Annotated in this window: 13 protein-coding genes; 7 read left to right on the forward strand and 6 right to left on the reverse strand. The window is 52.6% G+C overall.

All coding sequences use genetic code 11. The features are described from left to right. Positions 1 to 30: 30 nt before the first annotated feature. Complete coding sequence (gene manX / locus OGV98_RS07570; protein ID WP_003841624.1) at positions 31 to 993, reverse strand: PTS mannose transporter subunit IIAB; 963 nt, start codon at positions 991 to 993, stop codon at positions 31 to 33. A 313-nt stretch (positions 994 to 1,306) separates the two neighbouring features. Here manX and OGV98_RS23610 point away from each other — a divergent pair, with 313 nt between their 5' ends. After that, the gene (locus OGV98_RS23610) at positions 1,307 to 1,465 is read left to right on the forward strand and encodes a protein YoaL (protein ID WP_370766360.1); all 159 of its coding nucleotides are present in this window, start codon (positions 1,307 to 1,309) and stop codon (positions 1,463 to 1,465) included. Continuing rightward, a complete protein-coding gene (yoaE, locus tag OGV98_RS07575; RefSeq protein ID WP_003844070.1) occupies positions 1,453 to 3,012 on the forward strand; it encodes a CNNM family cation transport protein YoaE in 1,560 nt (519 codons plus the stop codon). The genes OGV98_RS23610 and yoaE overlap by 13 nt, the downstream gene beginning before the upstream one ends. A 6-nt stretch (positions 3,013 to 3,018) precedes the next feature. Here the strand turns inward: yoaE and pdeD are convergent, their stop codons facing one another. From pdeD to pabB, 4 genes are all read right to left on the reverse strand, one after another. Continuing rightward, positions 3,019 to 4,620: a cyclic di-3',5'-guanosine monophosphate phosphodiesterase PdeD gene (gene pdeD / locus OGV98_RS07580; protein ID WP_130714589.1), complete on the reverse strand. Its 1,602-nt coding sequence runs from the start codon at positions 4,618 to 4,620 to the stop codon at positions 3,019 to 3,021. Positions 4,621 to 4,750: 130 nt separating this feature from the next. Then, entirely contained in the window at positions 4,751 to 6,115 is a 1,365-nt protein-coding gene (gene sdaA, locus OGV98_RS07585) for an L-serine ammonia-lyase (RefSeq protein WP_003020994.1), read from the reverse strand. Between the two features lie 183 nt (positions 6,116 to 6,298). Further along, a complete protein-coding gene (locus tag OGV98_RS07590) occupies positions 6,299 to 6,877 on the reverse strand; it encodes a CoA pyrophosphatase (RefSeq protein ID WP_003020991.1) in 579 nt (192 codons plus the stop codon). Between the two features lie 3 nt (positions 6,878 to 6,880). Beyond that, entirely contained in the window at positions 6,881 to 8,242 is a 1,362-nt protein-coding gene (pabB, locus tag OGV98_RS07595) for an aminodeoxychorismate synthase component 1 (RefSeq protein ID WP_202581201.1), read from the reverse strand. A gap of 83 nt (positions 8,243 to 8,325) precedes the next feature. On the opposite strand from pabB, the gene OGV98_RS07600 reads away from it, so the two are divergent. After that, the gene (locus tag OGV98_RS07600) at positions 8,326 to 8,505 is read left to right on the forward strand and encodes a YoaH family protein (RefSeq protein ID WP_003020986.1); all 180 of its coding nucleotides are present in this window, start codon (positions 8,326 to 8,328) and stop codon (positions 8,503 to 8,505) included. Positions 8,506 to 8,511: 6 nt separating this feature from the next. Here OGV98_RS07600 and OGV98_RS07605 read toward each other — a convergent pair whose 3' ends face one another. After that, entirely contained in the window at positions 8,512 to 8,856 is a 345-nt protein-coding gene (locus tag OGV98_RS07605; RefSeq protein ID WP_003020984.1) for a RidA family protein, read from the reverse strand. A 140-nt stretch (positions 8,857 to 8,996) separates the two neighbouring features. Here OGV98_RS07605 and yoaA point away from each other — a divergent pair, with 140 nt between their 5' ends. From yoaA to fadD, 4 genes are all read left to right on the forward strand, one after another. Further along, on the forward strand, positions 8,997 to 10,907 hold the full coding sequence (yoaA, locus tag OGV98_RS07610) for a DNA repair helicase YoaA (RefSeq protein WP_003020980.1): 1,911 nt from the start codon (positions 8,997 to 8,999) through the stop codon (positions 10,905 to 10,907). A gap of 58 nt (positions 10,908 to 10,965) precedes the next feature. Next, positions 10,966 to 11,661, forward strand: coding sequence for a tRNA (adenosine(37)-N6)-threonylcarbamoyltransferase complex dimerization subunit type 1 TsaB (tsaB, locus tag OGV98_RS07615; protein ID WP_049002324.1), 696 nt, complete (start codon positions 10,966 to 10,968; stop codon positions 11,659 to 11,661). A 94-nt stretch (positions 11,662 to 11,755) separates the two neighbouring features. Continuing rightward, positions 11,756 to 12,340 carry a Slp family lipoprotein gene (locus tag OGV98_RS07620; RefSeq protein ID WP_003020975.1) on the forward strand — a complete coding sequence of 195 codons (585 nt, stop codon included), beginning with the start codon at positions 11,756 to 11,758 and terminating at the stop codon, positions 12,338 to 12,340. Positions 12,341 to 12,544: 204 nt separating this feature from the next. After that, positions 12,545 to 14,230, forward strand: coding sequence for a long-chain-fatty-acid--CoA ligase FadD (gene fadD, locus OGV98_RS07625; RefSeq protein WP_003020970.1), 1,686 nt, complete (start codon positions 12,545 to 12,547; stop codon positions 14,228 to 14,230). The last annotated feature ends 27 nt before the right edge of the window (positions 14,231 to 14,257 follow it).

Genomic DNA, 14,257 nt, shown 5'->3' on the forward strand with positions numbered 1-14,257 from the left:
AAGTGTGAAAACTAAGTAAATGCCAGGGAATTATTTCACCTTGGCAATCAAATCCATCATTTTCAGTTTCTGATCGGTAGAAACCTTACGTGCCTCAAGCTCAATACCGCGTTCGTTGAGTTTCTTGAAGGCTTCGATGTCTTTGTCATCGACAGAAATTGCGTTGTTTACCTGCGTTTTACCCTGACGGAAAGCCATACCGCCAATGTTTACGGAGGTAATTTTCACACCACCTTCAACGATACGTTCTACGTCGGTTGGGTTGGTGAACAACAGCATCACACGCTCACCTGCATATTTAGGGTTGTTGTAGACGCGGATCATTTTCGCGACATCAACCACATGCGCCGTCACACCCGGAGGTGCTACCTGAGTCAGCAGCGTTTTACGCACGGTATCGGCGGCAACTTCATCACTGACGACGATAATGCGTGTTACGTTGGTTTCTTTGGTCCAGCGAGTTGCCACCTGACCATGGATTAAACGGTCATCAATACGCGCCAGGCCGATCTGCATATAATCGTTCGGACCCATCGGTTTGGCGGGAGCTGCTGCTTTGGGTGCTGCTACTGGGGCAGGAGCGGCTTTCTCAACCGGTTTGGCTTTCAGCGCTTTCACGCCTTCGCTACCAGTTTCAACGGCCAGTGCCACTAATTCATCAAAGCTCGGGTTGTCATCACGCGCCATGAAGGTTTCAACCAGCATGGGAATGTTCACACCGGCGATAACTTCGTAATGCTCTTTATCGACGACAATGCGGCTTGCAGCGTTAAACGGGCTGCCTCCCCATGTGTCAACGAGAAACAGCACGCCTTTACTGGTATCGAGTTTTGCCAACTGAGCGTTGTACTTTTCGATCAGCGTTTCGGCATTTTCGCCTGGAACGAAATCTATCCAGCCGACATTTTCCTGCTCGCCTAACAGCATTTCTGCCGTCTTAAGTAACTGCTCTGCAGCCCAACCATGTGTGCCTATTACAATAGCAATGGTCACTTGCTACCTCCTTTATTATCGTTAACACATCAACGTGAAGATGTATTTGAATCGTCGTCCGCAATCGAATCGATTCAGATAAGGGTTACAAAGAAAAACCTATGATTTTCGTGAATTATTTTAGATATCGAAAAAAATATTTTATGTGATGAAGATCCGTAATTTAACTTCCGATTAAAAGAAATTTCGAAGGGTAAAATATCTCCGAAACAACTTATTGCAAAGGAAGGTAAATCTTTGCTAAAAACCGCTTCTCTCTGTTATGTTTAGCATCTGTTTAATTACTCAGGAGTATAGGGCAGTAGCCCACCATATGGATCGTCACCGACGTCATTTCACCTTCAGGCCGTATCAAGCCTGTCAGATTGGCACTTTTTGCCACAAATTTTCTCTGCATATCGCTTTAACGCCTGAGATCCTCAGCGCGCAGTTTGGTCATTCCTTAAGCAGGAGCTTGTCATGGAATTATTAATGGACCCGCAGATTTGGGTGGGTTTGCTCACGCTTGTCGTTCTTGAAATTGTTCTGGGTATTGATAACCTGGTCTTCATTGCGATCCTGGCTGATAAGCTGCCGCCGAAACAGCGAGATAAAGCGCGTTTAATCGGTTTGTCACTGGCACTGATTATGCGTCTGGGCCTGTTGTCCGTGATTTCGTGGATGGTGACGCTGACAAAGCCGCTGTTCACGGTAATGGACTATGCGTTCTCGGGGCGCGATCTGATTATGCTGCTGGGGGGTATCTTCCTCTTGTTCAAGGCTACGACAGAGCTGCATGAGCGGCTGGAAAACCGTGAACATGATACCGGGCAGACGAAAGGGTATGCGAGCTTTTGGGTTGTCGTAACGCAGATTGTCATCCTCGATGCAGTGTTCTCGCTGGATGCTGTGATTACGGCGGTCGGTATGGTCAACCATCTGCCAGTGATGATGGCGGCAGTAGTGATTGCCATGGCCGTGATGCTGTTGGCCTCTAAGCCGTTGACCCGATTTGTGAACCAACACCCGACGGTGGTGGTGCTGTGTCTGAGCTTCCTGTTGATGATTGGTCTGAGTCTGGTTGCCGAAGGGTTTGGCTTCCACATTCCGAAAGGCTATCTGTATGCGGCGATTGGTTTCTCAATCATCATTGAGCTGTTTAACCAGATTGCCCGTCGTAACTTTATTCGTCACCAGTCGACGCTGCCATTGCGTGCGCGTACTGCCGATGCGATTCTCCGTCTGATGGGCGGTAAACGTCAGGCCAGCGTGCAGATGGAATCCGACAATCCGGTACCGGTTCCCGTCCCGGAAGGCGCATTTGTAGAAGAAGAACGCTATATGATCAACGGCGTCCTCTCTTTGGCGTCGCGTTCATTACGCGGCATTATGACGCCTCGTGGGGAGATTAGCTGGGTTGATGCAGACCTGAGCGTGGAGGAAATTCGCGAGCAGTTGCTTTCGTCACCTCATAGCCTGTTCCCGGTATGTCGGGGTGAACTGGATGAAATCATCGGTATCGTGCGTGCTAAAGAGCTGCTGGTGGCGCTGGAAGACGGTGTGGATGTGGCGGCGATTGCCTCTGCTTCTCCGGCTATTGTTGTTCCGGAAACGCTGGACCCGATCAATCTGTTAGGCGTTCTGCGTCGTGCCCGCGGTAGCTTCGTTATCGTCACAAACGAGTTTGGTGTAGTACAGGGTCTGGTCACGCCGCTGGATGTATTAGAAGCCATCGCCGGTGAATTCCCTGATGCCGATGAAACGCCTGAAATTATAGCTGATGCAGGCGGTTGGTTGGTCAAAGGCGGTACCGATCTGCATGCGTTGCAACAGGCGCTGGACGTGGATACGTTAGTGAATGAAGACGAAGACATCGCTACGGTGGCAGGTTTAGTCATTGCGGCTAACGGCCATATTCCTCGTGTAGGTGATGTTATCGAGGTCGCACCGCTGAGCATTACGATTGTCGAAGCGAATGACTATCGTGTGGATTTAGTTCGCATTGTTAAAGAACAACCCGCTCACGACGAAGACGAGTAACCGGGTTTAGCGAAACGGCATGACGGGCATACTGTGTCTCCCGTTATGCCGGGTGGGCGGCGGCGTGCTGCCCGCCAGCCATTTTGGAAAATCGCGCAGCGGCATTGGCTTGGCATACAGAAAACCTTGCAATAAATGTACGCCGTGTCGGCGCAAATGCTGAGCTTGCCCCTGTGTTTCAACGCCTTCCGCCACCAGTTCGATATTCAATTTTTTCCCCAAAGCGATAATGATGTCTGTGACGGTTGAGTTCACGGCGTCTGTTCCTATTGCCGAAGTAAATGATTTATCGATCTTCAGCACATCCGGGCGGAGCTTTTCCAGCCAGGAGAGCGAGCTATTGCCGGTACCGAAATCATCAATCGCCAGTTTTACGCCAAGCCGATTTAATTCGCGTACGACCCGATAATCCACATCCAGTAACGCATCGCGTTCGGTCAGTTCGATAACCAATTGCTGGATTGGGTGCTGGCTGAACCAGTACTGATTAAGATCTTTTAGCAACGTGCCATTACGAAAATGGCTGGCGGCGACATTAATCCCAATATGAAACTGGCTGCTCATCGGGAAAACGTGTCGTTGCTGAATGGTTTCTGCGATGACATGGCGGGTAAGCGGTACAATCAGGTTGTGCTCCTCAGCGATGGGAATAAACACTTCCGGAGAGATCCAACCCTGGCGTGGGTTATTCCAGCGTAAAAGGATTTCCACGCCCATGCATTGCTGGGTTTGCGCATTAAGCAGCGGCTGGCAAAATAGTTCGAATTCCCGAGCAGCAAGGGCCAGATTAATCTCCCATGAGAAACTCATTCTGCTGGCGGTAGCCAGCCATGCCAGATAACCCACTAATAAACTTAGGATCACCGCCAGCGGCAGCTGTGTTGGCAGGTGTTTTACCGCCAACTCACTGGGACCAGGGCCGGTGACGCTAATGGTAAACGGAAAATGTTGAGATGAAAGCTGGTAGCGTTTTTCATCATTTAGCTTAGGCAGAGTATCGACAACACCTTGATCATACAGTAGATGCCGATTACCAACGGTTAAGCTGGCATCGGTGATCTGCGGCGGCTGGGGTTCAAGCAACATAGACGACAATAAGTCAATATTGACGATTTCCAGTACGCCATCTTCACCATCGGCAGAAGACGGATACCACTGAGTCAGAATCGGACTGCCTTTAATCAACGAATGGTCGGTAGACAGCAGCAGTTGCGGTTCCTTGCTGGGTAATTCGGGCTGCAGTTGACTAATGGGAACATTACGATAACCAAAAATGCTGGAGCAATAGAGGATCCCGCTTTGAATCAGACTAATAGAACGCACCGTTTGCAACCTTGCGGCATGTTTGCTTAAGGGTAAACGCGCCACTGAGCAGGGGAGGCCAATCAACGGCAGCAATACGTCCCGTCCGGTCTGCAAGGGTAAAAGCACGTCATCCAGTTCTTCTACAGCATGGTTGGCAAAGGTGACGATATTTCGGTGATTTAAATTACGCTCCGAAATAAATCGGACAGTTAATGTGAGGATGAGCGTCAGTAGTGCACATACTGTGCAGACGATTAAGCGATTCCGGCGATAATTTTTAATGATCCGTTGTGCTGTTTGCATGCGGGCCGCCCGATAAGCCGTTGGTCACAGAAGCCAACAGCAACAGAGCAAGTGTAGTGGGGAAAATTACAGTAGACGAGGGAGAGGGGGTAAATTCGCCCATCCGTTGCAGATGGGCGAAAATTAAGTATTAGTCACATTGAACTTTGATCGCCAGGCCACCGCGTGACGTTTCGCGGTATTTGGCGTTCATGTCTTTACCCGTTTCGTACATAGTCTCAATGACTTTATCCAGCGAGACGCGCGGCGCGCTGGTACGGCGCATTGCCATACGCGCAGCGTTGATCGCCTTCACTGAAGCAATTGCGTTACGCTCAATGCACGGAACCTGTACCTGACCGGCAACCGGATCGCAGGTTAACCCGAGGTTATGTTCCATGCCAATTTCAGCAGCAACACACACCTGCTCCGGGCTTGCGCCTAACAGTTCAGCCAGACCCGCGGCAGCCATGGAGCAGGCTACGCCCACTTCACCCTGACAACCTACTTCTGCACCAGAGATAGAGGCGTTCATTTTGTACAACGCGCCAATCGCACCGGCCGCCAGGAAATAGCGGGTATAGATATCCGGGCTAACGGACTCGATGAAATGATCGTAATAGGCCAGTACCGCAGGCACGATACCGCAGGCACCGTTGGTTGGCGCTGTCACTACGCGACCGCCCGCGGCGTTTTCTTCGTTAACGGCCAACGCAAACATGTTCACCCAGTCGATCACGTTCATTGGATCGTTAGACAGCTTATCGCTGGAAACCAGCATACGACGCAGGGCTGAAGCTCGGCGAGGAACGCGCAGCGGACCCGGCAACACACCTTCGGTGTTCATGCCACGATCGATACATGCCTGCATGGTTTGCCAAACGTGGCCAAAATACTCTTCAATCTCTTTTTTACTGTGCAGCGCAAGTTCGTTCTGCATTGCCATGCCAGAGAGAGACAGGCCGGTGCTGTTGCAATATTCCAGCATTTCAGTAGCGGATTTGAACGGATAAGGCACGCTGACCTCGCCCGAGGCATCCTGACCAAAATGTTCTTCATCAACGATGAATCCACCGCCGATTGAGTAGTAGGTTTTGCTATAAATGACGGTTTCGCCATTGTACGCATGGATCTGCATTCCGTTTTCATGCAGCGGCAGGTTGCCGTTGTGAAAACGCATCCCGTCATTCTGCGGGAAATCCACTTCGTGCTGACCCTGCGCAAGCAGCAGGCGTCCACGCGTTTCTACGTCGCGGATAAATCCGGGGATGCTATCAATATCCACGGTAGCAGGCTCATTGCCCGCCAGACCCATAATAATGGCGATATCGGTGTGGTGACCTTTACCCGTGAGCGACAGTGAACCATACACGTCGACGGCGACACGAGTAACGCTGTCCAGTAATCCTTTTTCGACCAGGTCATCGACGAACTGTTTACCCGCCTTCATAGGCCCTACGGTATGGGAAGATGAGGGACCAATCCCCACCTTAAACATGTCGAATAGACTAATCACGATAATACTCCTACAGGGCGACTGGGCTTTCCAGTAACGATGTTATAACTGCGCATAGTGTAAGAGGGAACGCGGCGATCGGCTTAACTATTCACATGAATTAAACTAATAGATAACCGCGGTTTTACTAATGTTGTGACCTGAGTTTCAAGTTGTCTATTGTGTGCGTAAAGATAAGTATAGTCAGGGCTTGACGCCAATTTGCAGCGCCAGCTCACGAATTATTCCGGCAGTCATTCCCCAGACGAAATATTGCTCATACCAGGAAAGCCATACGCGATGTGAATCGCCACGACGGTAAATATCCAACGGGTGGTAACGACCTAAATGCAGGGCCTGGGCCAGCGGCATTTCGAACACTGCGGAAACTTCATCTTCACTGGCGCGATACGGCAGATTAGGCGGGATAATGCCTACCACTGGGGTGACCTGGAAACCGGTCACGCTGTCGACAGGCGGCAGAACGCCAATCACTTCTACGCATGAAGGTGGGATCGCCACCTCCTCCTGTGCTTCGCGAAGGGCGGCGGCAATTAATGAGGCATCACTGCTATCCACCGCCCCACCGGGGAATGCGACCTGTCCGGCGTGCTTGCGCAGGTGAACGGAACGCTGGGTTAACAGCAACCCCGGCTGTGGGCGACGCACGACGGGGATCAGTACGGCGGCCTGGCGCTGGTTTAACGCGGCATGATTGACCTGCGGGCGCAGGAGTTGAAAGCGCGATAAAAAATCATCAAGCGTCAGGCTGCTGTATTCCACGTGTCAATTCTCCAGTTGGTGCAAAATGCGATTCACTTTATCAAATGTTTCCTGATATTCAGCGTCTTCCTGACTGTCTGCAACAATACCACCGCCTGCGGAGCAATAAATTTGTCCGTTTGTGGCTGTCAGCGTGCGAATGGTAATGCTGGTATCCATATTGCCGCAAAAGCTCAGATAACCAATGCTGCCGCACCAGGCGTTGCGTCTTTGCGGCTCAAGTTCGTCGATAATTTCCATCGCCCGCACTTTCGGCGCGCCGGTAATGGAGCCGCCGGGGAAGGCGGCGCGTAACAGATCGGTGGCGTATAATGACTCTGGCAGACGTGCGGTAATGGTACTGACCAAATGATGAACGGCAGGGAACGGTTCGACGATAAACAGCTCCGGAACCTGTACCGAACCCGGTACGGCAACGCGGCCAATATCATTACGCATCAAATCGACGATCATTAGGTTTTCCGCACGATCCTTCGGCGAATTCGCCAGTCGCCGGGCCTGCTCACGATCGGCATCGGTATCTTCAAGCCTCGGTAGCGTGCCTTTAATCGGACGCGTCTGGATGTGCTGGTTTTCCAGCAGAATAAATCGTTCCGGCGAAAGGCTGAGGATTGCACCTTCCTCAAGACGAATAAATGCACTAAACGGAGCGCGGTTGGCGTGATTGAGAGTGACAAATGCCTGCCACTCATCGCCCTGGTAATGCGCCTGAAAACGCTGGGCAAGATTGACCTGGTAACAGTCTCCGCTGTGCAGATAATGCTGCACCTGGCGGAATTTTTCGCCGTACTGAGCACGGCTCATATTAGACTGCCACGCCGAAGTTAATGTAAACGGCTCACGCGTTGGCGGTTGTTGCGCGTCGAGCCATTTCAGGCGAGCCTCGACATCGGTATGGCTGAGCAGCGATACGGTCTGCAACTGGTGATCGACAATCAGTGCCCAGTCGTAAATGCCAACGGCCATATCCGGTAGCGTAATATCACGCTCTGCAATAGTGGGCAGAGATTCGAAGCGTCGGCCAAGATCGTAGCCAAACAGACCTAACGCACCGCCCTGAAACGGCAGGTCTGGGTGATATTCGGGGTGAATCTTGTGTGCGATTAGTGCGGAATGTAATACCGTCATGGGATCATCAAGCGAGCGCGAGGTTGCGTGCCCGTCCTGCACTACGGTCTCTGTAGCTCGCGTAACAAGCGTGGTGACGGGATCCGCCACCAGAATATCAAAGCGGTTATGCGGATGTTCGGCTTGACCCGAATGCAGCAGCATCGCCCAGGGCAGATGGCTTAATGTCGAAAAATAGCGTTCAGCGGCGTCCTGACGCCAGGGTAATGTGATTACTGCGGGAGATAACGTCTTCATCAGTCCTGACTCGTTGCTACTCTACTGGCTAACTGCCCGGTAGCATGAAATAATTAGCGCAGACAATTTAGCAGGAGTTAACAATGTTTGCAGGTTTACCTTCACTCAGTCATGAGCAGCAGCAAAAAGCGGTAGAGCGTATTCAGGAGCTGATGTCGCAGGGGATGAGCAGCGGACAAGCCATTGCTCTTGTTGCTGAAGAGTTACGCGCCAGTCATACCGGCGAGCGGATCGTGGCGCGTTTTGAAGATGAAGACGAATAACGCCGCTTAAACTGCAGCGATAATCTTAATCTCAACTTTGTATTTCGGGTTCATCAACCCGGCCTGAACGGTACAACGTACCGGCGCGTGACCCGCAACAACCCACGCGTCCCAGGCTTTGTTCATGGCGGCAAAATCGTTTTTGTCTGCCAAAAACAGGGTGGCATCAAGAATACGTGACTTGTTGCTGCCTTGTTTTTCCAGCACCGCATCAATTTGCGCCAGCGTATTTGCCGTTTGCTCAAAAGCGTCTGCATCCAGATTTTCCGGCACGCCAGTGTAATACAGCGTGTTGTTGTGGATAACCACGTCGGACCAACGCGCTTCGGCATCAATGCGCACAATCGTCATAAATCATTCCTCATTTACGTGTTTTCAAATGGCTTTGGGTTGCGCCAAGACTGCCATAATGTTGTGCCCACGTCACCTCTTCAACTGGCGAAAGAGCTGCTGGCCTGACATAATCCCTGTTCAAATGAACAGGGGGCAGTGTGACGGACGATTTTGCAGCAGACGGTCAGTTGGCTAAAGCAATACCGGGTTTTAAACCGCGAGAACCACAGCGGCAGATGGCCATCGCCGTCAGTCATGCCATCGAAAAATCACAACCGTTGGTGGTAGAAGCCGGAACCGGGACGGGTAAAACCTATGCTTATCTTGCCCCAGCGCTGCGTGCCGGAAAGAAGGTCATTGTCTCCACGGGCTCGAAGGCGTTGCAGGATCAGCTATACAGCCGCGATCTCCCGACCGTCGCTAAGGCACTAAAGTTCACCGGTAAACTGGCGCTGCTGAAAGGGCGTTCAAACTATCTGTGCCTTGAGCGTCTCGAACAGCAGGCGCTGGCGGGTGGTGACTTGCCGGTACAAACGTTAAGCGACGTTATCCTGCTGCGCTCCTGGTCAAATCAAACCCTTGATGGGGACATCAGCACCTGCGTCAGCGTGGCGGAAGACTCTCAGGCCTGGCCGTTGGTCACCAGCACTAATGACAACTGTCTGGGCAGCGACTGCCCGCTATATAAAGAGTGTTTTGTCGTGAAAGCGCGTAAAAAAGCGATGGATGCGGATGTCGTCGTGGTTAACCATCATCTGTTTCTCGCTGATATGGTGGTAAAAGAGAGCGGGTTTGGCGAACTGATCCCGGAAGCTGATGTAATGATCTTCGATGAAGCGCATCAGCTACCGGATATCGCCAGCCAGTACTTTGGTCAATCGCTCTCCAGTCGCCAGCTGTTAGACCTGGCGAAAGACATCACCATTGCCTATCGCACCGAGTTGAAAGACACTCAGCAGTTGCAAAAGTGCGCCGATCGCCTTGCACAAAGCGCTCAGGACTTCCGCTTGCAACTTGGTGAGCCGGGCTATCGCGGAAACCTGCGGGAACTGCTGGCCGACCAGCGCGTACAGCGCGCGTTTTTGCTGCTCGATGACACGCTGGAGCTATGTTATGACGTGGCGAAGCTGTCTCTTGGGCGTTCGGCGTTGCTGGATGCCGCGTTTGAACGCGCCACACTTTACCGTGCGCGCCTGAAGCGTCTGAAAGAGATCAACCAGCCAGGCTTCAGCTACTGGTATGAATGCACCTCCCGCCATTTCACTCTCGCGCTGACGCCGCTCACTGTGGCGGATAAATTCAAAGAAGTGATGGAACAAAAGCCGGGCTGCTGGATTTTTACTTCCGCGACGTTGTCGGTAAACGATGACCTTCATCATTTCACCGCGAGGTTGGGGATTGAAGATGCCGAGTCGATGTTATTGCCGAGTCCATTTGATTACACGCGCCAGGCGCTGCTATGCGTGCCGCGTAATCTCCCGCAAACCAACCAGCCGGGGGCTGCACGCCAGTTAGCATCCATGCTGCGACCTATTATTGAAGCGAACAACGGTCGCTGCTTTATGCTGTGCACTTCGCACGCGATGATGCGCGATCTGGCGGAACAATTCCGCGCCACCATGACGCTTCCCGTTCTGCTGCAGGGCGAAACCAGTAAAGGGCAACTGTTACAGCAGTTTGTCAGCGCAGGTAATGCGCTACTGGTTGCCACCAGCAGCTTCTGGGAAGGCGTGGACGTGCGCGGTGATACGCTGTCGCTGGTGATAATCGACAAACTGCCGTTTACCTCGCCGGACGACCCGCTGTTAAAAGCCCGAATGGAGGATTGTCGACTGCGCGGCGGCGATCCGTTTGAAGACGTCCAGTTGCCGGATGCGGTAATCACCCTGAAGCAGGGGGTAGGGCGTCTGATACGTGATGCCGACGATCGCGGCGTGCTGGTGATTTGCGACAATCGTCTGGTTATGCGGCCATACGGCGCCACCTTCCTGGCGAGTCTTCCTCCTGCGCCGCGGACGCGTGACATCGCTCGCGCGGTTCGCTTTCTTGCCATACCAACGACTGAGTAATTTGTTACGGAGTGTGGTAAGATGCGCGCCAAATTTATTGATCTGATCACAAACACCCATGCGAATTCTGGCTATCGATACCGCCACAGAGGCGTGCTCTGTTGCCCTGTGGAATGACGGTACTATCAAGGCTCACTTTGAGCTTTGCCCACGAGAACACACCCAACGAATTTTACCGATGGTTCAGGAAATCCTGGCCGCTGGCGATCTCACGTTAACCGATATCGACGCCCTGGCGTTTGGTCGCGGTCCCGGCAGTTTCACCGGCGTGCGTATCGGTATTGGCATTGCTCAGGGGCTGGCGTTAGGCGCAAACTTACCGATGATCGGCGTCTCCACCCTGGCGACCATGGCGCAGGGCGCCTGGCGTAAGTCGGGCGCGACTCGTGTACTGGCGGCGATTGATGCGCGAATGGGCGAAGTCTACTGGGCCGAATACCAGCGTGATGACAACGGCAACTGGCACGGTGAAGAAACCGAAGCGGTGTTAACCCCCGAGCAGGTACATGAGCGTTTACTGCAGCTTTCTGGCGAGTGGGTAACTGTTGGGACGGGCTGGCCAGCCTGGCCTGAGCTTGGTAAAGACAGCGGTCTGACGCTCAGCGATGGTGACGTGCTGCTTCCTGCGGCTGAAGATATGCTGCCTGTCGCCGCGCAAATGCTGGCTGCGGGTAAGACCGTAGCGGTCGAACACGCGGAACCGGTTTATTTACGTAACACCGTGGCGTGGAAGAAACTTCCCGGTAAAGAATGAATCTTAGTAGTACATCCCCGGTTAATTTTCATAGACGTCGGTGCACTGCATTGTGAACAGGCCGGGGCAGAAGCTAAGAAAAGGGAGTCGCAATATGGCGGTGCAAAAGCAGTTATTGAAAGGTGTGTTGGCGGGGGCCTTGGCGTTAATGCTTAGCGGCTGCGTCACCATCCCGGATGCGATTAAAGGTTCGAGCCCGATGCCGCAGCAGGATCTGGTGCGGGTGATGAATGCGCCGCAGCTGTATGTCGGACAGGAAGCGCGTTTTGGTGGCAAAGTGGTGGACATTCAGAACCAGCAGGGAAAATCCCGTCTGGAAATTGCCACCGTTCCGCTCGATAGCGGTGCGCGTCCAGTGCTGGGTGAAGCCTCTCGCGGGCGTATATATGCTGATGTAAATGGCTTCCTCGACCCGGTGGACTTTCGCGGGCAACTGGTCACCGTCGTCGGCCCGATTAGCGGTACGGTGGACGGAAAAATAGGTAATACGCCGTATAAATTCATGCTGATGCAGGTAACCGGTTATAAACGCTGGCATATTACTCAGCAGATTGTCATGCCGCCTCAGCCTATCGACCCCTGGTTCTACGGTGCGCGTGGCTGGCCTTACGGTGGCTATGGTGGATGGGGCTGGTACAATCCCGGCCCGGCACAGGTTCAGACCATAGTGACAGAGTAACTCTTTGTTTTATTGGTAAAAGAAACAGCGGCCCGTCCGCTGTTTCTGCATTAACGTGGATATAAGAAAAATAAATAGTGACGTGCTTCGCAACCTTGTCGTTGTGTAATAAACAAACTGGTACGCTGAGTTAATATTATGTTAACAGTTTGTTTATTGCCTGGGGTTGTGATGACGACGAATACGCATTTTAGAGGTGATGTATTGAAAAAGGTTTGGCTTAACCGTTATCCCGCTGGTGTTCCTGCGGAGATCAATCCTGACCGTTATCAATCCCTGGTGGAACTCTTTGAACACTCAGTAAGACGGTATGCCGATCAGCCCGCGTTTGTAAACATGGGGGAGGTGATGACCTTCCGCAAGCTTGAAGAGCGTAGCCGTGCGTTTGCCGCTTATTTGCAACAGGGGCTCGGGCTGAAAAAGGGCGATCGCGTCGCGCTGATGATGCCGAATTTGCTGCAATATCCGGTCGCACTGTTTGGGATTTTACGTGCCGGCATGATTGTCGTGAACGTGAACCCGCTGTACACGCCTCGCGAGCTGGAACATCAGCTCAACGATAGCGGCGCGTCGGCAATTGTCATCGTATCTAACTTTGCCCACACGCTGGAAAAAGTAGTCGACAAAACGTCTGTGCAACACGTGATCCTGACGCGTATGGGCGATCAGCTGTCCACCGCCAAAGGGACGCTGGTTAACTTCGTCGTCAAGTATATCAAGCGTCTGGTGCCGAAATATCACCTGCCGGATGCCATCTCGTTTCGCAGTGCGCTGCAAAACGGTTATCGCATGCAGTATGTGAAGCCCGAAGTCGTGTCGGAAGATTTGGCGTTCCTGCAATATACTGGCGGGACAACCGGCGTGGCGAAAGGCGCGATGCTTACACACCGCAACATGCTGGCTAACCTGGAGCAGGTTAATGCCACCTATGGCCCGTTGCTGCATCCGGGTAAAGAACTGGTGGTAACGGCCCTACCGCTGTATCACATTTTTGCGCTAACGATGAACTGCCTGCTGTTTATTGAGCTAGGTGGTCAAAACCTGCTGATTACTAACCCGCGTGATATTCCGGGGCTGGTAAAAGAGCTGGCGAAGTATCCATTTACCGCGATGACCGGTGTCAATACGTTGTTTAACGCGCTGCTGAATAACAAAGAGTTCCAGCAACTGGATTTCTCTTCACTCCACCTCTCGGCAGGCGGCGGAATGCCGGTTCAACAGGCGGTAGCTGAACGTTGGGTGAAGCTGACAGGTCAGTATCTGCTGGAAGGCTACGGCCTGACGGAGTGCGCGCCGTTGGTAAGCGTCAATCCTCACGATATCGACTACCACAGCGGCAGTATCGGGTTACCGGTGCCTTCCACCGAGGTCAAGCTGGTGGACGACGACGACAACGAAGTGCCGCCGGGAGAACCGGGGGAGCTCTGCGTGAAAGGCCCGCAGGTGATGCTGGGCTACTGGCAGCGACCAGACGCCACTGACGAAATCGTCAAAGACGGCTGGCTGCACACCGGCGATATTGCAGTGATGGATGATGAAGGTTTCCTGCGTATTGTCGATCGTAAGAAGGACATGATCCTCGTGTCCGGCTTTAACGTCTATCCGAACGAAATTGAAGACGTGGTTATGCAACATCCTGGCGTGCAGGAAGTGGCTGCGGTTGGTGTTCCGTCCGGCAGCAGCGGTGAAGCGGTGAAAATTTTCGTGGTGAAGAAAGACGCCTCGTTAACCGATGAAGCGCTGGTCACTTTCTGTCGTCGTCACCTGACGGGCTATAAAGTACCGAAGCTGGTGGAGTTTCGCGATGAGTTGCCGAAATCTAACGTCGGTAAAATTTTGCGACGAGAATTACGTGACGAAGCGCGCGCCAAAGTGGACAATAAAGGCTGAGCGTTAAGTCAGCCAGCAGAAAACGCC

The sequence above is a fragment of the Citrobacter sp. Cf136 genome, assembly GCF_030333815.1.
GTDB lineage: Bacteria > Pseudomonadota > Gammaproteobacteria > Enterobacterales > Enterobacteriaceae > Citrobacter > Citrobacter freundii.

What these genes read in the sequence shown, in the direction of transcription:
- pabB (WP_202581201.1), bottom strand. Translation starts at nt 8,242, where the DNA reads ATGAAGACGTTATCTCCCGCAGTAATCACATTACCCTGGCGTCAGGAC.
- pdeD (WP_130714589.1), bottom strand. Translation starts at nt 4,620, where the DNA reads ATGCAAACAGCACAACGGATCATTAAAAATTATCGCCGGAATCGCTTA.
- OGV98_RS23610 (WP_370766360.1), top strand. Translation starts at nt 1,307, where the DNA reads ATGGATCGTCACCGACGTCATTTCACCTTCAGGCCGTATCAAGCCTGT.
- OGV98_RS07600 (WP_003020986.1), top strand. Translation starts at nt 8,326, where the DNA reads ATGTTTGCAGGTTTACCTTCACTCAGTCATGAGCAGCAGCAAAAAGCG.
- OGV98_RS07605 (WP_003020984.1), bottom strand. Translation starts at nt 8,856, where the DNA reads ATGACGATTGTGCGCATTGATGCCGAAGCGCGTTGGTCCGACGTGGTT.
- yoaE (WP_003844070.1), top strand. Translation starts at nt 1,453, where the DNA reads ATGGAATTATTAATGGACCCGCAGATTTGGGTGGGTTTGCTCACGCTT.
- tsaB (WP_049002324.1), top strand. Translation starts at nt 10,966, where the DNA reads ATGCGAATTCTGGCTATCGATACCGCCACAGAGGCGTGCTCTGTTGCC.
- OGV98_RS07620 (WP_003020975.1), top strand. Translation starts at nt 11,756, where the DNA reads ATGGCGGTGCAAAAGCAGTTATTGAAAGGTGTGTTGGCGGGGGCCTTG.